This is a genomic window from Hymenobacter defluvii (assembly GCF_017589435.1).
In the GTDB taxonomy this organism is placed as follows: domain Bacteria; phylum Bacteroidota; class Bacteroidia; order Cytophagales; family Hymenobacteraceae; genus Hymenobacter; species Hymenobacter profundi.
The window spans coordinates 63,083-80,774 of sequence record NZ_JAGETX010000009.1 but is presented as its reverse complement, the minus strand read 5'-3'; the positions used below and the strand labels follow the sequence as shown (position 1 = coordinate 80,774).

At 58.9% G+C, this 17,692-nt stretch carries 24 protein-coding genes; 18 read left to right on the top strand and 6 right to left on the bottom strand.

Going from position 1 to position 17,692, the window contains the following annotated elements:
* Positions 1–12 precede the first annotated feature (12 nt).
* The 8 genes from J4D97_RS15610 (at position 13) to J4D97_RS15575 (ending at position 8,357) form a co-directional block, all read left to right on the top strand.
* Positions 13–1,374 (top strand): efflux RND transporter permease subunit, encoded by a 1,362-nt coding sequence (locus J4D97_RS15610; RefSeq protein WP_208308357.1) that lies wholly within the window; start codon positions 13–15, stop codon positions 1,372–1,374.
* Positions 1,367–3,259 carry an efflux RND transporter permease subunit gene (locus tag J4D97_RS15605; RefSeq protein ID WP_208308356.1) on the top strand — a complete coding sequence of 631 codons (1,893 nt, stop codon included), beginning with the start codon at positions 1,367–1,369 and terminating at the stop codon, positions 3,257–3,259. The genes J4D97_RS15610 and J4D97_RS15605 overlap by 8 nt, the downstream gene beginning before the upstream one ends.
* Positions 3,260–3,269: 10 nt before the next feature.
* On the top strand, positions 3,270–4,565 hold the full coding sequence (locus J4D97_RS15600; protein ID WP_208308355.1) for a TolC family protein: 1,296 nt from the start codon (positions 3,270–3,272) through the stop codon (positions 4,563–4,565).
* On the top strand, positions 4,543–5,916 hold the full coding sequence (locus tag J4D97_RS15595; RefSeq protein WP_208308354.1) for an efflux RND transporter periplasmic adaptor subunit: 1,374 nt from the start codon (positions 4,543–4,545) through the stop codon (positions 5,914–5,916). Before J4D97_RS15600 ends, J4D97_RS15595 begins: the two co-directional genes overlap by 23 nt.
* A complete protein-coding gene (locus J4D97_RS15590; protein ID WP_208308353.1) occupies positions 5,909–7,276 on the top strand; it encodes an efflux RND transporter periplasmic adaptor subunit in 1,368 nt (455 codons plus the stop codon). Before J4D97_RS15595 ends, J4D97_RS15590 begins: the two co-directional genes overlap by 8 nt.
* Positions 7,277–7,528: 252 nt before the next feature.
* Complete coding sequence (locus tag J4D97_RS15585; RefSeq protein ID WP_208308352.1) at positions 7,529–7,693, top strand: hypothetical protein; 165 nt, start codon at positions 7,529–7,531, stop codon at positions 7,691–7,693.
* Between the two features lie 60 nt (positions 7,694–7,753).
* Positions 7,754–8,020, top strand: coding sequence for a hypothetical protein (locus J4D97_RS15580; protein WP_208308351.1), 267 nt, complete (start codon positions 7,754–7,756; stop codon positions 8,018–8,020).
* Positions 8,021–8,099: 79 nt separating this feature from the next.
* On the top strand, positions 8,100–8,357 hold the full coding sequence (locus J4D97_RS15575; protein WP_208308444.1) for a heavy metal-binding domain-containing protein: 258 nt from the start codon (positions 8,100–8,102) through the stop codon (positions 8,355–8,357).
* Between the two features lie 150 nt (positions 8,358–8,507).
* Here the strand turns inward: J4D97_RS15575 and J4D97_RS15570 are convergent, their stop codons facing one another.
* The 4 genes from J4D97_RS15570 to J4D97_RS15555 are packed head-to-tail and all read right to left on the bottom strand — an operon-like array spanning position 8,508 to position 9,543.
* On the bottom strand, positions 8,508–8,780 hold the full coding sequence (locus J4D97_RS15570) for a hypothetical protein (RefSeq protein ID WP_208308350.1): 273 nt from the start codon (positions 8,778–8,780) through the stop codon (positions 8,508–8,510).
* Positions 8,764–8,997, bottom strand: coding sequence for a GDCCVxC domain-containing (seleno)protein (locus tag J4D97_RS15565; RefSeq protein ID WP_208308349.1), 234 nt, complete (start codon positions 8,995–8,997; stop codon positions 8,764–8,766). Before J4D97_RS15565 ends, J4D97_RS15570 begins: the two co-directional genes overlap by 17 nt.
* A 13-nt stretch (positions 8,998–9,010) precedes the next feature.
* Entirely contained in the window at positions 9,011–9,346 is a 336-nt protein-coding gene (locus tag J4D97_RS15560; protein ID WP_208308348.1) for an NAD(P)/FAD-dependent oxidoreductase, read from the bottom strand.
* Positions 9,295–9,543, bottom strand: coding sequence for a hypothetical protein (locus tag J4D97_RS15555; protein WP_347879354.1), 249 nt, complete (start codon positions 9,541–9,543; stop codon positions 9,295–9,297). The genes J4D97_RS15560 and J4D97_RS15555 overlap by 52 nt, the downstream gene beginning before the upstream one ends.
* Positions 9,544–10,210: 667 nt before the next feature.
* On the opposite strand from J4D97_RS15555, the gene J4D97_RS15550 reads away from it, so the two are divergent.
* Positions 10,211–11,272, top strand: a complete 1,062-nt coding sequence (locus tag J4D97_RS15550) for an IS110 family transposase (RefSeq protein WP_208308346.1) — start codon at positions 10,211–10,213, stop codon at positions 11,270–11,272.
* Positions 11,273–11,464: 192 nt separating this feature from the next.
* Here J4D97_RS15550 and J4D97_RS15545 read toward each other — a convergent pair whose 3' ends face one another.
* Positions 11,465–11,716 (bottom strand): hypothetical protein, encoded by a 252-nt coding sequence (locus J4D97_RS15545; protein ID WP_208308345.1) that lies wholly within the window; start codon positions 11,714–11,716, stop codon positions 11,465–11,467.
* Positions 11,717–11,789: 73 nt separating this feature from the next.
* On the bottom strand, positions 11,790–12,020 hold the full coding sequence (locus J4D97_RS15540; RefSeq protein ID WP_208308344.1) for a hypothetical protein: 231 nt from the start codon (positions 12,018–12,020) through the stop codon (positions 11,790–11,792).
* A 215-nt stretch (positions 12,021–12,235) separates the two neighbouring features.
* On the opposite strand from J4D97_RS15540, the gene J4D97_RS15535 reads away from it, so the two are divergent.
* The 9 genes from J4D97_RS15535 (at position 12,236) to J4D97_RS15500 (ending at position 17,672) form a co-directional block, all read left to right on the top strand.
* On the top strand, positions 12,236–12,625 hold the full coding sequence (locus J4D97_RS15535) for a hypothetical protein (protein WP_208308343.1): 390 nt from the start codon (positions 12,236–12,238) through the stop codon (positions 12,623–12,625).
* Between the two features lie 483 nt (positions 12,626–13,108).
* Positions 13,109–13,330, top strand: coding sequence for a hypothetical protein (locus J4D97_RS15530; protein WP_208308342.1), 222 nt, complete (start codon positions 13,109–13,111; stop codon positions 13,328–13,330).
* 4 nt (positions 13,331–13,334) lie between these two features.
* Complete coding sequence (locus tag J4D97_RS15525; RefSeq protein WP_208308341.1) at positions 13,335–13,949, top strand: hypothetical protein; 615 nt, start codon at positions 13,335–13,337, stop codon at positions 13,947–13,949.
* 522 nt (positions 13,950–14,471) lie between these two features.
* Positions 14,472–14,603 carry a hypothetical protein gene (locus J4D97_RS23750; protein ID WP_279592445.1) on the top strand — a complete coding sequence of 44 codons (132 nt, stop codon included), beginning with the start codon at positions 14,472–14,474 and terminating at the stop codon, positions 14,601–14,603.
* 34 nt (positions 14,604–14,637) lie between these two features.
* Positions 14,638–15,708: a tyrosine-type recombinase/integrase gene (locus J4D97_RS15520; protein WP_208308340.1), complete on the top strand. Its 1,071-nt coding sequence runs from the start codon at positions 14,638–14,640 to the stop codon at positions 15,706–15,708.
* Between the two features lie 407 nt (positions 15,709–16,115).
* On the top strand, positions 16,116–16,628 hold the full coding sequence (locus J4D97_RS23990) for a transporter (protein ID WP_432207214.1): 513 nt from the start codon (positions 16,116–16,118) through the stop codon (positions 16,626–16,628).
* A gap of 2 nt (positions 16,629–16,630) precedes the next feature.
* On the top strand, positions 16,631–16,786 hold the full coding sequence (locus tag J4D97_RS23985; RefSeq protein ID WP_208308338.1) for a hypothetical protein: 156 nt from the start codon (positions 16,631–16,633) through the stop codon (positions 16,784–16,786).
* Positions 16,787–16,802: 16 nt separating this feature from the next.
* Entirely contained in the window at positions 16,803–17,288 is a 486-nt protein-coding gene (locus tag J4D97_RS15505) for a hypothetical protein (protein ID WP_208308337.1), read from the top strand.
* 60 nt (positions 17,289–17,348) lie between these two features.
* Positions 17,349–17,672 (top strand): DUF6660 family protein, encoded by a 324-nt coding sequence (locus tag J4D97_RS15500; RefSeq protein ID WP_208308336.1) that lies wholly within the window; start codon positions 17,349–17,351, stop codon positions 17,670–17,672.
* Positions 17,673–17,692 lie beyond the last annotated feature (20 nt).

Genomic DNA, 17,692 nt, shown 5'->3' with positions numbered 1-17,692 from the left:
TGCTAATCACCTATGATTGAGCAACTCATCTCCTTTTCGCTCCGCAACCGCTACTTGGTGCTGATGCTAGCCGCTACCCTGTTTGCCTGGGGTGCCTACTCGGTGCGCGAAAGCAAAGTCGACGCCATCCCCGACCTCTCGGAAAATCAGGTTATTGTCTTCACCGAATGGATGGGCCGCGGCCCCCAAATTATGGAAGACCAGGTCACCTACCCATTGGTGACCAACATGCAAGGTCTGCCTAAGGTCAAGTCCGTGCGTGGGACGTCCATGTTCGGCATGAGCTTCGTGTTCATGATTTTCGAGGACGATACCGACATCTACTGGGCCCGGGAGCAGGTGCTCGAGCGCCTCAATTATGCGCAGCGCCTGCTGCCCTCCGGCGTTACGCCTACCCTCGGCCCCGATGGCACGGGCGTGGGCCACGTGCTCTGGTACACGCTCAAAGCGCCCGGGCTGGACTTGGGCGAGCAGCGCGCCTTGCAGGACTGGTACGTCAAGTTTGGCCTGCAAACCGTGCCGGGCGTGAGCGAGGTGGCCTCCTTTGGCGGCTTTCAGAAGCAGTACCAGGTGACGGTGGACCCCACCCGCCTGACCTATTATGGCATCACGTTACCCCAGGTACTAGCGGCCGTACGCAGCAACAACAACGAGGCTGGCGGGCGCAAGTTCGAGCAGACGGGTATCGGCTACATTATCAAAACGTCGGGCTATATCCAAGATATGGCCACTTTAGAAAACGTGCCCGTGGTCACTCAGGGCACCACCCCAGTACGCATCAAGGACGTGGCCACGGTGCAAATGACGGGTGAAAGCCGCCTGGGCATCATGGACCTCAACGGCGAAGGTGAAGCCGTGGGCGGCATCGTCGTAATGCGCTACGGTGAAAACGCCGACGCCGTGATTCAACGGGTGAAGGCTAAGATGGAGCAAATCCGCACCGGCTTGCCCAAGGGCGTTTCCTTCCAGCTGGTGTACGACCGTAGCGGTCTGATTGAGGACGCCGTAGGCTCTATCAAGCACACCCTGATTGAGGAGATGATTACCGTTTCCCTAGTGGTGGTGCTCTTTCTCTTCCACTGGCGCAGCGCGCTGAGTATCCTGCTGCAGATTCCTATTACGATTGCCACAAGCTTCATTCTGCTCAACGCGTTCGACATTTCCTCCAATATCATGTCGCTCACCGGCATTGCCCTGGCCATCGGCGTTATCGTCGACAACGGTATCGTGATGACCGAAAATGCCTACCGCAACCTCGCCCTGTACCAGGCCGAGGAAGAAGCAGGCGGCCCTCCGGGCGCGGGCCCGCCCACGGGCAGCACGGGGGCTTCGGCCAGTACCTCTACTACGTTAACTCCCGCCTACCATGAATAATACGAAACGGCTCGACATCATCGAGTCCTCCAGCAAGCAGGTGTCGCGGGGAATCTTCTTCTCGACCATCATCATCGTCACCTCCTTTTTCCCGGTGTTTCTGCTCACCGGGCAGGAAGGCAAGCTGTTCCACCCGCTGGCCTGGACCAAGAGCTTCATCCTCATCATCGACGCTATCCTGGCCGTCACGCTGGCCCCGGTGCTGATATCCTTCTTTATGAAGGGCAAGTTCAAAACCGAGGAGCAGAACCCGCTGAACCGCTTCCTGGAGCGCGTGTACTCGCCCATGCTGCACTGGGTGATGCGTTGGCGCAAAACCACGTTGGCCATCAACATCGGGCTGTTGCTCATCAGCATCCCGCTGATTATGAGCCTGGGCACCGAGTTCATGCCGCCGCTTGATGAGGGCTCCATCCTGTTCATGCCTGTGGCCCGGCCCGATGTATCGAACACGGAGATGAAGCGCATCCTGCAGGTGCAGGACAAAATCATCAAGCAGGTGCCCGAGGTGCTCAGCGTGCTCGGCAAGGCCGGCCGGGCCAGCACGGCCACCGACAACTCGCCCATCAACATGATTGAAACCATCATCCTGCTCAAGCCCCGCGACCAGTGGCGTGACGGCATGACCAAGGCCAAGCTGATTGAGGAGATGAACGGCAAGCTGCAGATTCCCGGCGTGGTGAATGGCTGGACCCAACCCATCATCAACCGCATCAACATGCTTTCTACCGGCATCCGCACCGACGTGGGCGTGAAGGTGTATGGCCAGAACCTGAACACCATCAACGACATCGGCAACCAGGTGAACGCGGCCCTGAAGGGCGTGCCCGGCGTGGCCGACCTCTACGTGGAGCCCGTAACGGGCGGCAAGTACCTGGAGATTGACGTGAACCGTCCCGAACTGGCCCGCTACGGCCTGACTGTGGACCAAATCAACCAAGTAGTGGAGTCGGCCATCGGCGGGGCGCCCGTGGCCAACACGGTGGAGGGTCGCCGCCGCTTCGCCATCAACGTGCGCCTGGCCCAGGACTACCGCAACAGCCTGGCCGATATCAAGCGCATCCCCATCCAGACGGCTAACTATGGCCCGGTGCCGCTGTCGGCCGTTACCACCATCCGCTACACAGAAGGGCCGCCGATGATAAATTCGGAAAACGCCCAGCTGCGCGGGGCCGTGCTATTCAACGTGCGGGGCCGCGATTTGGGCAGCACCGTGGACGCGGCCATGCAAAAGCTGCAGAGCCTGGAAAATAAGCTCCCGCAGGGTTATTACCTGGAGTGGAGCGGCCAGTACGAGAACCTGATTAGCTCGCAGCGCACGCTCAAGCTGATTCTGCCCCTAGTGCTTATCGTCATTTTCGGGGCCCTGTACTTCGCGTTCCACTCCATCCGGGAGGCGTTTATGAGCCTCATCACCATCCCTTTCGCCCTAATTGGCGGGGCCTACATGATTTACTTCTACGGCGTGAACTTGTCGGTGGCAGTGGCCGTGGGCTTCATCGCCCTGTTCGGCCTGGCCGTGGAAACGGGCGTCATCATGGTCATCTACCTCAACGACGCCATGCAGAAGCTGGTGGCCGAAAAAGGCAACTCCCGGGAGGCCATCACCCGGGAGGACCTGCAGGAGGCCGTGTTTCACGGCGCGGCCAAGCGCCTGCGCCCCAAGCTGATGACCGTCTCGGTGTCGCTCTTCGGCCTGGTGCCGGTGCTCTGGGCCACGGGCACGGGCTCGGACGTGATGCTGCCCATCGTGCTGCCCATGATTGGCGGGGTGTTCACCTCGGCAACGCACATTCTGCTCGTCACGCCGCTCATCTTCTTGTACACCAAGGAGTACGAGCTGCGCAAATTCGGAAAAATCGATGTACTCGCCGTCAAACACTAATCACCGTCCCATGAAATACTGGCTGCACTTCTGCGTGCTTTTGCTGCTGGCCGGCCGGCCGGCGGCCTACGGGCAGGCCATGGACAAAAACATGCTCATGGCGCCCCCTAATGGCCCCGTGCTGCCGCTCGATTCGGTGCTACAACTCGTAAAACGCCGCAATCCGGCCGTGCAGCAGTACACCTACCAGGCCCAGGCCAAGCAAGCCGCGGTGGCGGGCGCCGACAGCTGGGAAGCCCCCAAAGTCAGCGCCGGCTACTGGATGACGCCCTACAACCAGCAGCCCATCCGGGAAGCAAACGGCGGCCAGGGTGAAGGCATGCAGATGGTGTCGGTGGAGCAAATGCTGCCCAACCCGGCCAAGCAGCGGGCGAAGCGGGAGTACCTCAGCAGCCAGGCAGCCGTGGTACAGGCCGACCAGCAAAACACCGTGGTGCAGCTGCGGGCGCAAGCCAAAACCCTGTATTTCGAACAGGCCGTGCTCACCAAAAAGCTGGCCGTGCTGGACGAGGACGAGGAACTGCTGCGCTTCCTCATCAAGCTGGCCGAGGCGCGTTATCCCTACAACCAGGCCACGCTGCCCAGCATCTACGACGCCAAGGCCCGGCTGGAAATGCACCTTAACGACCACCGGCAGGCCCTGGCGCTGACTGACCAGAACCTCATTGCGCTCAATACGCTCATGAACCGGCCGCGCCTCGCCGCCTTTGCCGTGGACACGGCCGTGCTCACGGCCCCCATCCCCCTCTCGGCGCCGTCGGATACGGCCGCGCTGGCCAGCCGGCGCAGCGACGTGCGCCGGCTGGACCGGGCCCTGACCACCGTGCGCCTGAGCCAGAACCTGGAAGCGAGCCGCCGCCGGCCCGACTTCGGGGTGCGCTACGACCACATGCGCGGGCTGGGCCGGACGCCCAACCAGTTCAGCGTGATGGGCATGGTCACCATTCCGCTAGCCCCATGGGCCGCCCGCGAATACAAGGCTAACACGGCGGCGCTGGGCTTTGAGGCCCAGGCCCTGCGCAAGCAGCGCGAAGACGTGCTCAACGAAGCTGCCGGCCGCCTCGCGGGATTGCGCCGGGACCTGGACCTGCGCCAGGAACAGTTGCAGGCCTACAACCGCAGCCTGCTGCCGGCCCTGCGCCGCAGCTACCAGGCCACGCTGCTGGCCTACGAGCAGAATACGGGGCAGCTGTTTCAGGTTCTCGAAGCCTGGACCACCCTCAAAAAAAACCGTCTGGAATACCTGGACACTTTACAACAACAACTCACCCAGCAAATTGCATATGAAAAAGAGCTGGAACAATAACCGCTGGCCCCTGCTGCTAGTCCTGCCCCTGGCCCTGCTGCTGGGCGCCTGCCAAAAGGGGGGCAAGACCCCCGGGGCTACTGCTACGACTACCCCTGCCACGGAAGCCACCGCGGGAGACCTGTACACCTGCCCCATGCACCCGCAAATCATTCGGGATAAGCCCGGCTCATGCCCCATTTGCGGCATGGACCTGGTGAAAAAGCCCAAAGACAATGGAGCGGCGCAGGCTCCGGCAGGCGAGTCGCTGCAGAACCTGCTGCAATCGCCCGACGCCACGGTGGTGGCTTCTCAGGCGACGGTACACCCGGATACCAGTGCTCCACAAATGTCGCTGACCCTTCCGGGCCGGGTTGAGTACGACGTGCGCCGCAACGAAGCCATCGCTGCCCGCTTCGGCGGCCGCGTCGACAAGCTCTACATCCGCTACAACTACCAGCCCGTGACCAAAGGTCAGAAGCTACTGGAGGTTTATAGCCCCGAGCTTGTTACGGCCCAGCAGGAACTGCTGTTCATCCTGACCAACGACGCTGAAAACCGTTCCCTGCTGCAGGGCGCCCGCCAGAAATTGCGCCTGCTGGGGTTGACCGATGGCCAAATCAGCCAATTCATCCGCACCCACCAACCGCAGTACCAAGTGGCCATCTACAGCCCCTACACCGGCTACGTGGTGGAGCAGCCCGGCCTAGCCGCTGCTGGACCGGCTGCCTTGATGCCGCCTGCCATTGAAGGTATGGGAGTAGGGGATGCGATGGGTGGTAGCGCGGCAGCCGCTGGTTCCGTCCCGAGTTCAACGATGCCCTCTTCCGCGCTGGAGCTAAAAGAAGGCTCCTATGTGACAGCAGGGCAAACCCTGTTCCGGGTGGTGAACACGGAGCAGGTGTGGGGCGTGTTTGAGCCCCGGCCGGACGAGCTGGCCGGGCTGCGCGTGGGCCAGGCCATCCGCGTGGTGCCCGAGGGCAGCGCGGGCAAGCCCATTACCGCCCGCATCGATTTGGTGGAGCCCTTTTTCCGCGAAGGGCAAAGCACAGGGGCCGTGCGGGTGCACCTGCCCAACCCCGGCGGCCGGCTGCGCAGCGGCCTTCTGCTGACCGGCTCTGTGCAGCTAACCCCGACCGGCGGCCTGTGGCTACCCCGCACTGCCGTGGTAGACCTGGGCAACCGGCAGGTGGCTTTCGTGCGTGCAAACGGCGCTTTTCGTGCCGTATCCGTGGAAACCGGGCTGCGCAGTGCCGACCGGGTGCAGGTACTGCGGGGCGTAACCGCCCAGGACCGGGTGGCGGCCAATGCCCAATTCTTAGTGGACAGCGAAGGCTTCGTCCAAACGTCAAAGACCGACTATCATGATTGATTATCTTTTCCTGCGCGCGGCACCAGGGCGCCGGTACCTGCTGCTGTTGCTGCTTGTGGGCCTGCTCGGCCTCGCGGCAACGGCTTGCCAGAAAGCCAAGCCGGTTGCAAAAACCGGAACCGACGCCGCTGGCAGCAGCTACTACACCTGCCCCATGCACCCGCAGGTGCACGAAGAGGGTCCCGGCAAGTGCCCCATCTGCGGCATGGACCTGGTCAAGGCCACCAAGCACGCGGCCCCGGCAGTGCCGGCCGGCCAGCGCAGCGGCGGCGGCCCTGTTCCGGCACCCGAAGTCATGCTCACCAACCAGCAGATTCAGCTGGCCAACATCCGGGTGGAAGCCCTGGGGACGAGCACGGAACGGGCACGCACCGTACTCACAGGTACCCTGGCTACCGACGCCACCCAGACCAGTACGGTCAGCAGCCGCGTGAGCGGGCGCGTCGAGAACTTGTTCGTGCGGCAAACGGGGGAGCCTATTCGCAAGGGCGCACCCCTCGTTTCTATATACAGCGAACAGCTGCAGGCCCTGCAGCAGGAGTACCTGCTCAGCCTGGCCCAGCAGCGGGCGGTGGGCGAAAATGTGAACCAGTACGGGCGCCTGGTCGAGGCGGCCCGCCAGAAGCTGCGCCTGCTGGGTGTGTCGGCCGGGCAGCTGCGCACGCTGGCGGCCACCGGCCGGCCCACGCCGGCGCTCACCTTTTACAGTCCGCAGGCCGGGCTGGTGCAGGAAGTGGGAGTCACGGAAGGGCAGTACGTGGGCGAGGGCACCCTGCTCGTCTCGCTCACCAACCTCTCCTCGCTGTGGGTGGAAGCCCAGCTCTATCCCGAGGAGGTAGCCGGCATCCGGCTGGGCCAGTCCGTGCAGGTGCAGGTGGCGGGCTTCGCTGATGCTTACAGCGGGAAGGTAATTTTCCTGAGCCCCGAGCTGCAGGGCAACAGCAAGGTGACGCTGCTACGGGTGCAGCTGGCCAACCCTGACGGGAGGCTACAGCCCGGTATGCAGGCCAACGTGAACCTGGCCGGCCCCAGCAGCACGGCCCTGGCTTTGCCCCAGGACGCGGTGCTGCGCGACAGCCAGGGCAGCTACGTGTGGCAGCAGTTGAACGCCAACAATTTTCGCCGCCTTAAAGTCACCACCGGCCCCGAAACCGACCAGACCGTGGCCATCACCGGGGGCCTGGACGCCGGCGTCAAGGTGGTGGTGAGCGGCGCCTACCTGCTCGAAAGCGAATACGCCCTCTACCAGGGCGCCGACCCCATGGGCGGCATGGACCCCAACATGCCCGGCATGGACATGAAAAAGCCCAGTGCGGAGGGGAAAAAAGCGCCCGCCATGGACCCCAACATGAAGATGTAGTAAGTGCACTCTGTATTCTCTCACGCTCTGTTCTGCCATGTTCGTGACTTCTTTATCCTTTCCCACGCCGGCGCCCGCCCGCCGACTATATACCACCGCAGCAGTTTATACGAAGTCATGATTCGGCTGCTGGGCTACCGGCAGGGACTAACCCGCTTTTTTCAGGAAGCCGATTTCTTGCAGTCCAACATGCGCGTGCGCCGGCACTGGCATGGTACGCTCGTCGTCTTCATTTAGCGCCACAACCCTCTCATGGTTCCCTTCATTCAGCAATGGTGGCAGGCCAACCTGTACAGCAAAACCGAGCTGCGCGCCGCTTTCCAAGCCGCGGGATTCGCGCACGTGGACTTTTCGGCTTTCCCCGGCCCGTACGGCTACCTCAACGCCTGGGGCCACATCGTGGTGGCCAGGTCTTAGCGGACCCTACTTCGGGGCCCGGATAAAATATTCTTGTTTTTCACCTTTTGATTTTTTTCCATGACGTCCGAAACAACGATTATACTATGTTGCGTGGCCCTGGTGGTAGGCATCGTCCTCCTCACCCTTTTCGCCGTGTGGCTGGTTCGTCGGCTGCGCAGGAAGTCTCCGGCAGTACCGGACGTCAGCACGGGCCAGGGCACGGCCAGCAGCGTGGCCGTTACGGCGGACCTGCCGGCCGGGGCCAAGGTCGTCGTGTTAGGGGCCTCCCTGCTACAATGCGAATACGCGCTGCGCAAGGCGCGCAGCAAAGCAGGAACGGCATAAGCATGTAGCCCTAAGCCAAGCAATTACCCGTTGGGGGCCGCGATCCGGCAACCGTTTTTAATCACCCTATTCATACCTCATGAAAAAGCTTCTCTTCCTCGGCCTGGTGCTCACCGGCCTCTCCGCCGCCACCACGGCCTGCTCCGATAACAAGGGCAGCACCGAAACCACCACCTCAACCACGGCCACCGCCTCGTCGGATAGCACCGCGAAGTCGGCCGGCACCCCCGGCCCGGGCGTGGCCGCCGAAACCTATACCTGCCCCATGCACCCCGAAGTCATTGCCAACGAGCCCGGCAAGTGTCCCAAGTGCGGCATGGACCTGGTGAAAAAATAGACCCCCGGACCAAGCAGTTAGTATTCATTCTACTTTTCTAGCTTGCCCTTCCGTAAATAATCTGCACGACCAAAAAAGCGCTTTACTTCCGTAGTCAGGCGCTTTTTCATGGGGTCAAAGCGGGGCTTGGCCATTCGCCAGCTACGACACCTACTTCTTGGCTACTTGCGGATTGGCCGGAGTGGCGATGGTCGCCGTGGCAAGTTTCTTGGCGCAGCAGCTGGCGCCGGCTTTCTCGTCTTTCGAGCACTGCATCTTGGTTGCAGCGGTGACTTTTTTGGCTTTTTTGCCGGGCTGGCTGTCGTTGGTGGCGGCGGTGCCAATGGCGGCGAACAGGGCCAGGGCAAGCAGGAGGCTTTTTATGGATTCTTTCTTTAAAAAGGTGAAAAATGAGGGTTGGGGTTGATTAGCAGCAGCTGCCACAGGCGCCTTTGCCTTGCTCCTGGATGGGCGGGCAGGGCACGGAGCCGTAGGAGCAGTACACGCAGCAGTCGCCGGCTAGCGGCTTGATTACAGTGTGGCAACTCGTGCATTCGTAGAACCACTGGCAGGCGTCGGTGGGCATCTGCTCGGCTTGCGCGTGCTGGCAGTCGGGGCAGGTGAGCACGGAGGTGAGGGTGACGGGTTGGGTCGGGGTCATAAGAAAACTGGGATTAGAGCATATACACGATGTCGGAGGTGCTGGTGGGGTAGGCAAACAGTAGCTTTTGGAGCTCGCGCGCCGGCAGCCGGGTGTGCATGGCGACGGCGAAGAGATTGATGACTTCTTCGGCGTGGGGGCCTAACAGGTGTGCGCCCAACACTAGGTCGGTAGTTTCGTCAATCAACACCTTGTAAGCGGAAACCGGCTCGCGCAGGCGTCGGGCCGTGAACCACTCGGTGGTGACTTCGTGCTTGACCTTGAACTTCAGGCCCTGGGCGGTAGCCTCGGCTTCCGTCAGGCCCACGGCGGCCAGCGGCGGGTGGGCAAACACGGTGGTGGGCACCACGCCGTAGTCGACGGGCGCGTGGCTGCCTTTGAGCAGGTTGCTGGCGTCACGAAGGCGGCCTTGGCCGCTACGGGCGGCAGGGGCAGGCCGGAGTCGGCGGCGTCGCCGATGGCGTACACCTCGGGGTGAGAGGTGCTATGCAGGTACTCATTAACGGCAATTCCCTTGGGGCCATAGGCCACGCCAGCCTTTTCCAGGGCCAGCGCTTGCAGGGCCTGCTTCGCGGCCGGCGGCGTGCACGGCGGTGGACGTGGTAAGGGTCAGGGGTTGTCCAGCCGATTCGGCGCGGAGTTGGCCTCGGTTAAAAGTTTGGTCCAAATGTTACATGGCTACCACTCACTAGAATTAGAGTACCAGAAAGCCGTTAAAAGCGCCTATTGGGTACTTTAATTGTCGCTACGGGTTTCGGATACCGCATTTCGTCGTGCTAATAGCCACTGAGAAACATTGGGCAGTTGGTACCGGAAAACGCTCGTTTTTGTACTCCACGCTTGGCGAAGGTGAAGCTCCCAGCAACTACAAAAGAAGGCTGACAGAAGGGAACGCAAGTTGCATTTTTCTGCAAAAAACGCTGTTAATCAGTATCTTATGTCCTTGCCGTAATTCTTTGTCCAATTACTCGTATGATTCTTAGCCTTTCGCCGAAAGGTAGCCGGAACAGGAAACGAGGTCACCACCAATTACTAAATGCGAGGCGACAGCCTTGACATTGCGCGTTAGAAACGGTGTCTCGTTTCCCTTTTGCCTGAAGACTGCACAGGTTGGAGGGAGCTTCGCCTGGCGAAAAGCATCCCGCATTTGTACGAGGATAGTTGCGGCAAAAGGCTGTCTGGCTGCTGGTTCCACCTCATTACCTACCTGCTTATGCCCGTTGTAAAGCCCGCGATTACCCCGCTGAAGTATGTGGTGGGTATCGACATTGCCAAGGACTCTTTCGTCGCCTGCCTGGGGTACTTGGAAGTTAGCCAGCACCTGCACTTTGGCAAAGAAACCACCTTTGATAACACGGCCGCTGGCTTTACGGAGCTACTCAGCTGGGTGGCCAAGCAACACGCTTCGACTAGCCCGCGCTGGTTTGTCGTCGAGGCAACCGGGGTCTATTATGAGGAGCTAGCTTATTTCCTGGCCGATCACCAGCAGCTGCTGAGTGTGCTACTGCCCAATAAAGTGAAGCACTTCGCCCGTAGCACAGAGCTGAAGAGTAAAACCGACCAACTGGATGCGCGCCTGCTCTGCCGCCTGGGCCTGGAGCGTGTTTTGCCCGCCTGGCGCCCGCCCACCCCGGCCCTGCGTCAGCTGCGCGGCTTGGCCCGGGAGCGCCAAGTACTCACTCGGCAAGGGGCCCAACTCAAGACCCGGGCCCATGCCTACGCGCATAGTTACCAGCCCGATAGCCGAACCTTAGCCCGCTTAACTACGCAGCAACAATTAATCACGCACCAGTTGAAGGCGCTTGACCAGGACTTGGCTGACCTGCTCACCGCCGAGCCAGAACTGGCTCGCAAACTGGCGCATCTGACTAGTATTCCCGGCATTGGGCTCACCACGGCCATCGTCGTCGTCGCTGAAACCAGCGGCTTTGTGCTAGTCGAAAATGAACGCCAGCTCACCTCCTATGCCGGGCTCGATGTAGTGCAGCGCCAAAGTGGGCTCTCGACCCCAGCCACGCGTATCTCGCGACGCGGCAATGTGCGTCTGCGTACCGCGCTCTACTTGCCGGCGGTCAGCAGCTTACGGTATAATTCGCAGCAAATGGCCTTCTATGCCCGACTGCGGGCGCGGCAGCCCAGTGGCAAGCCCGGCGTAATTGCCGTGATGCGTAAACTTTTGGTGCTCTGCTACTCGCTCTGGAAGAATGACTGTCCGTATGACCCACACTACCATCCCGCACACCTGGCTGAAAAAGAAGTAGCCCCGACCACGTGAGTGGGTCGAGGCTACACAGGATGAACCCGAAAGCTCTCCTTTAGGAAGGCTAAAAGTAGAAAGTATCTGCCCGAAAGGCAATCCTTTTAACACAGTATCTTGTGCTACTCCTAATATAAAGGCCCTGCTACACTAAGTGTAGCAGGGCCTTTCGGTGAAAGAGAAGATTGGAAGTCCAAGTAGCTGTCCTACTTATACGCCGGCATACACCTGGACTTGTAGGGCTGGTGGATTCCCTTTAAACCAGTTGTATAGTTCGTTGTAAGCCCAGGTCTGCACCAATTCCAGGTGCTCGCGGCGAATAAGATCACTGGTCGCCTCGATTTTCTGTACGGCCTGCTCGAAGTTGTCTGGTATCAGCAACTCATCATCCACCACCAAGAAGGAACCGTTGTCGGACTGAAACAGGATGCTCCGCTTTTGCGCTTTGAGCCCATTGGGCAAAGGATCTCCGACTTGAAAATACTCGACTCGTTTGATGTAACCCATGGCTAAAGTTTTCTATTTACAAAAAGGGCTACTCGAAAAGACTGCCTTGGGCGGCTTTGGCTACGACGGCGGCTAGTAGTCGCAGCGAGCCCAGCTTCAGCTTCTTTTCCTCGGCCGCATCCGTGACCGAGCGAGTTTTGCCAGTGGGGCCATTAACAGTCCGGGTGCGCTCCAGCAGCTGCACGGCGTACAGGCCGCCCCCGATTTTATCGACCACTTTCCCACGCCGCTTGTCATACTTCGGATTGGAGTGTTTCACCTCGACCTGGTGGCAACAGAAAAGGTGCTCGTGCGTGGCTCTTTCATCGCTCGGATTTTGTGTGCCTATATATAAGGAGTAAGCGCGGTTGACTGGTCCGCGACTGCCCGTTTTCGGGAGTTGATTGAAACTACAAAAAAAACGTTGTATTTTGGTAACAAGATGCGGAGAAAACCCGTATCTTTAGGTGTGATAAGTCTTAATTATCACACCTAATGAATTCAGCCGTTTTTATGGGTACGTATCATCCCAAGTCGATCATTTGCCGCTCCAATAATGCAGCAGAACTAGAAGCGGTGTGCGCTGTTGCCGTGGGGCTGTTCCAGTCGGCTTTTGCTGATAACTATGATGGCAGTCTTCTAATCTCACCTATCCTGCATACCAACCTTAACAGTGAGTGCTCTTGCTATGTGGCTCCCGATGGCGGCAGCTTGGAAAGTGAACGTCACCAGGAAGCGGAAGCAGCGCGGGTGGAATTTATTACTTACCTGAAGTACGAGACAGGAATAGATTGGGCCTTGGTCTGGTTAGGCGGCGATACGCACTACAACAAGGCGGCTTCTTTGGTCGAGCATAACAATAACTACTTAGAAGCCGACGAATAGCAAATACAAAGAACTGTTCCTCATCAAGCCCACTATCCACTAGGCCAATTGGCCCGCTACTTTTCCTCAGCTTTATGGCACGCGTTATATTTATCTATTGCCCCGTTGGCCTTGAAGTTCGTCAACTACGCTATGAATTATTTTTACTTACCGGAACTTTCCTTATCTATGTTCGTTCCGTTTTGTACAAGTCGGTTTTATACGTTCATTATACCTACTTACTATTATGCTTCGGTTCCTCTCAATCCTCGCCCTGGCTATTTTCCTTTATAGCCCGCTCGGTCCCAGCTGGGGCCAGACTGCGGTTAACTGTGTTATCGTGCTGTTCATCTTCAGTTTCGTGGGCAAGGGTCAAAATCGCCCCCGTCGCTACTACTAACAGCGGTTTCTCTTCCTCGTCTATATAGGCTGGTTGGTTTCGTACCGACCAGCCTTTCTTGTTAATGGGCTGACCGGACGGAATCTTTTCTTCCCTTTGGTTCTATGTCTGCCACGTTACTCATTCTTGGCTCGCCCGCTGTACCGCCTACCGGGGGCGCCCTGCTGCTGGGGCTTCATCTGGGTCTGTTGATCTTGGGCCTGCTGATGCAGTTCATCACCGTCCTGCCTTTTGCCTGGTGCCGGCGTCAGCCTTTATGGTGGCGGGGCGTCGGCTACCTCGTGGCGTGGGGCGGTAATATTTTGGTCTACACTCTTTTCGCTTGATTGTATGGCTTTCAACCTTGACCCTAATCGCCGCAAGCAAGTGCTGCTAGGCGGTATTGTCCTGCTGCTGGGCATTTCCTACTGGCAAAGTGATACCTCCAGTGGCTTGCCTGCGGCCCCTTCCCGAATTCAAGTCCCCCTCACTGGGCAACAGACCGTCCCGAGCCCGGCTACCCACCCGGCGCAACCCAATGACAACGAAACTAAAGAGTTTGTGAAAGCCTTCGTGGTTACGCTCTTTTCGCATGACGGCAAAACGTACTCCGCGCAACTGGCCAAGGTGCAACCCTGGGGTGATACAAGTGCTCTGAATGTTGTGCGTCGGGAATTTGCCTTGGAAGGAATGCTCGACTACTATGCTAAACAGGATGCCAGGCAAGTCTGCCAGCTTGACTCGATACAATTAGTGCCGGAAGCCGCGGGCCGGTATCTGGCGCGCATCTTCAGCCGCAACCAGGTAATGCAGGCGGGCCGGATGGTGCACTCGTACCCGCTGGTCGCCTTTCTCACCCTAAAGACGGTACCCGTTACTGTCGCCAACCCTTATGGCCGGCACGTTACTAGTTTCCAGTTCACCCACCCAGCTAATCAGCCGATTCTCGACAGCCGATTCAAGTAAACGAAAGGGGAAAAAAGAGGGGACTGAGCCCGGAAAATTTCTCTGCATTCTCTTTGCTTAGTTTACCCGTTAAACGTTCTTTTTGGTTAACAAATAAGTGCCTTTCCATTCGTAATTACCATTGTTTCGAACACTTATAATAATTATATTTTTTCAACGTACTTGCGTTGTCACCACGTCGGATGGGTGTCGCCCTCGGTACCTTCTCTGCGCAGATGCTGGCCGTGTGGGTCTTTCACCTGGACGTGGTAATCAGCCTGGGGTTGTTTTATCTGCTACTCGTATTGGCCTTGCTGGCGGCGGGCCTCGCGTATTGCCAGATTCATGTGCTCTATCTGGTGGGTGGCATCAGTAGCTTATGCAGCGGCATTGTGGCTTACTGGTGGCTCTACTACTCTGAGCTGGAAAAAAGCCCGAATTTTCCGTGCATATTCTGGGCAACTTTGTCGTACCTGTTGTTATGGGGTAACGTGGTCCCGTGCCAACCCTTTAACTTTAACTTTAACTTTAACGACTACGATTATGTTTTCCACTTTCGAGCTATCGACTTTCCTCCAGATTACCGCCCAAGGCTTTTTCGGGGGCCTCATCATTTGCGCGGGCCTGAAAGAATTCTTTGGTTTCCGCTTCAATAAGCGAAACGAAGACAATTAATGATTGCGCCTATGCGCTTGCTGTTGCCCTATTCATGCCTGAAGACTTACTCGTATCCTCTGCCAATCGTGCCCTTGGGGCCGATCTAGCCTCTCAATCCAGTGCGCTAGCCCATTACATTGAGGTGGGCCTGCGTGGCTCAAACAATACGCAGCGGGCTTATCTATCGGACTTGCGCAACTTTGAGCGCTTCTGCATCGAGCAGGGCTTGTGCCCACTACCGGCTGATGCGGTTACTGTTTCCAAGTTCATTATTGAATTAGCGGACTCGCCCTTGCCGGTGCGGGGCAAGAAGCAGCAGCAGGATCAGAAGGCTACAGCTGAAGAAGCCAGTAAGAGTAAGCAGGAGGAAGGCAAGGCCGCGGTAGACCCCCCGAAGCGTAAGTTATCGACTATCCGCCGCCACCTGGCCGCCATCCACAAACACCACCTGCTGACCGGGTATCCATCGCCGGTCAATGCCGAAGGAGTTGCTTTGGTGCTGAAGGGTATCACCCGCACCAAAACCAAACAGCAAAAGCAAGCGCCGGCTTTCACGCTCGACCAGTTACGCGGCGTGTTGCAGGCCCTGGATCTGTCCAAGCCCGCTGGCATACGGGACCGCGCTTTGCTTTTGCTGGGCTTCTTCGGGGCCTTTCGTCGGAGTGAGTTGATCGCTATTAACATCGAGCATCTGGAGTGGCGGCGGGAAGCCTTACTCGTGCATATGCACCACAGTAAAACCAACCAACACGGGCTCACGGAAGACAAAGCATTCTTCTTTGCGCCGGAGCTGTTATATTGCCCGCTTCGGGCCGTGCAAGATTGGCTGGCCTTACTGGAGCGTTCGGAAGGCCCGTTGTTCGTGTCACTGAACCGGTCGGCTCAACCCTCTGCCCGCCGTCTGTCGGCCGAATGGGTAAACCGGCTCGTGCAACGCTTTTTCGGAACGGAATTTTCGGCGCACTCGCTCCGGTCCTCCTTCATCACGATTGCCGTGCAGAGTGGGCAACCAACCCACACCATTAAGAATCAGACCAAGCACAAGAGCAACGAAATGATTGACCGATACACGCGCCTTAACAATGTGATTGTGGAGAACGCCGCTTCCAAGATCAGACTGTAGCCTAACTACTCTATTTATCTAAGGATATTTACATTATCTTATTGTTGCCACATTACAACAAAACTACCTATCTTGCTTAGGTGTAGTGCTTGGGGTAGCACAATAGTAGGAACAGAAATTCCCGCTAAGAGTATATGTCATCTCTAATACTCTGAGAACAGGTACGGAAAAGCAGGCCGTGGGACCTGGAAAAGCGCGCTCCAACGGCGCCGAAAAAAGCGTTCGAAAAACCCTCTCGAAAACCGACCCTCAAAACGCCGTTCTCAGTACCGGCAAGGTTGGTAGCGGAGTCATTCGAGAAACAGTAGTTTTGCGAATGCTCTTTCCTCCACCGAACCCGCCGGCATGGACACCTACGGGCCCGCAAACGGGAGCACACCTTGTTCAAGCCCGAACCACGGGCCCTGATGCGGCTGTTGAGCACCGACCGGCCCGACGTCACGGAAAGCGCCTATTCGGTGGACGCGGGCCACTTCCAGGTGGAAACCGACGTGCTGCGCCTAGGCCGCTCCCGCTTAAAGAGGCAGCCGGTTGCGCAACAGGAGTTGAGGTTCAATCATGCCAACCTGAAACTGGGCCTCACCCACAACGTGGACCTGCAGGTAGTAGTCGAGTCCTACACGGTGCAGACGGAGGGCGAGGGCGACACGGGTACCCGGCGGGCGGGTTTCGGCGACGTCACCCTGCGGCTCAAGCGCAACCTGTGGGGCAACGACGGCGGCCCCACGGCTTTCGCTCTTATGCCCTTTGTAAAGCTCCCACGGGCCGCAACTGCGGCAACGGTGCCTGGAAGGGCGGCATCGTCACGCCGTTTTCGGTGCAGTTGCCCCACAATTTTACCATGGGCACGCAGTTTCAGGCCACCCTCAACCGCGATAGCGAGACTCGGCAACACTTTCTGGAACTGGCTCCCACGCTGACGGTGGGCCACGATTTATACAAGACTCTGGGTGGCTTCGTGGAAATTGCCACCGCCTGGGACACCTGGGACCGAGCTTGGAGCACCACGCTCAATGGCGGGCTCGTGCTACGGCCAGTAAGCGAAACCTTGGCGGACCGGCGCACGTGCTTTGTATAATCATTCAACCTACGGCATGTCCTTCTCCTCCCCCTTTCTGCTTGCTACGGCGCTGATGTTGCCAGTGCTAGCGCGCCCCCTGCCCGCTACGCCCGCAGGCGAGCCACGCCGTGCTTCCCTAATTGAAGCCGACGTGCGGCAAACCCTGCTCTCGTACCACCACGCCCGGCAAGTCGGCGACTCTGCGGCGGCCATCGCCGCTTTTACCCCTTCGGCCCGGATAGTAGACCAGACGGAGCGGCCCGTGCACTCCCGTTACGTGTACCTGACGGGCTGTCGCGGCTGGTGCCGCCCGGCCCCACCGCTGCAGAACTACCAGGTAAGCATCCTGCCCGATTCGGCCCGCGCGCTGGCCGTGGAAACTTATTGCCTGTCCGAGCCCGTTTCTAGGGCAGCGCGGCGCCGTCAGCGGCGCTGCTACACCGCCATTTCCGTGCTTCTCTGCCAGCGGGGACAATGGCTGATTAGCTCGCGCACGCTGTCGTGGCAGGCACCCCATTGACCATCGGCTGTATCCTTATTGGTGCCTATTTCGTAGATTTGCACGCTCCCCTCTGCTGACATGCGTTTCTTCTCCGTGTTTTTTGCGCTCTACCTGGCCGTTCTGGCTTGCCTGCCTTGTGCAGACACGGAACCAGTGCGAGCACGCAGCACGGAAACGTACGTGACGGCTGCGCAGCATAACTCGTTGGCACACTCGCGCCTGGACTGGTGCTCGCCCCTATGCCAATGTCAGTGCTGCTCGGGCACCTCATTGCCCGTGGCCACCGTGGTGGCCCTGCCGCCAGAAGCAGACTCATTTGCTTTGCCGGACCAATTCGCCCGGCTGGTGCCGCCGGCCGCCCATGAGCGGCCGGGTAGCATCTGGCAGCCGCCCCAAGCCTAGTTTCCTGTTTTTCCGGTTCC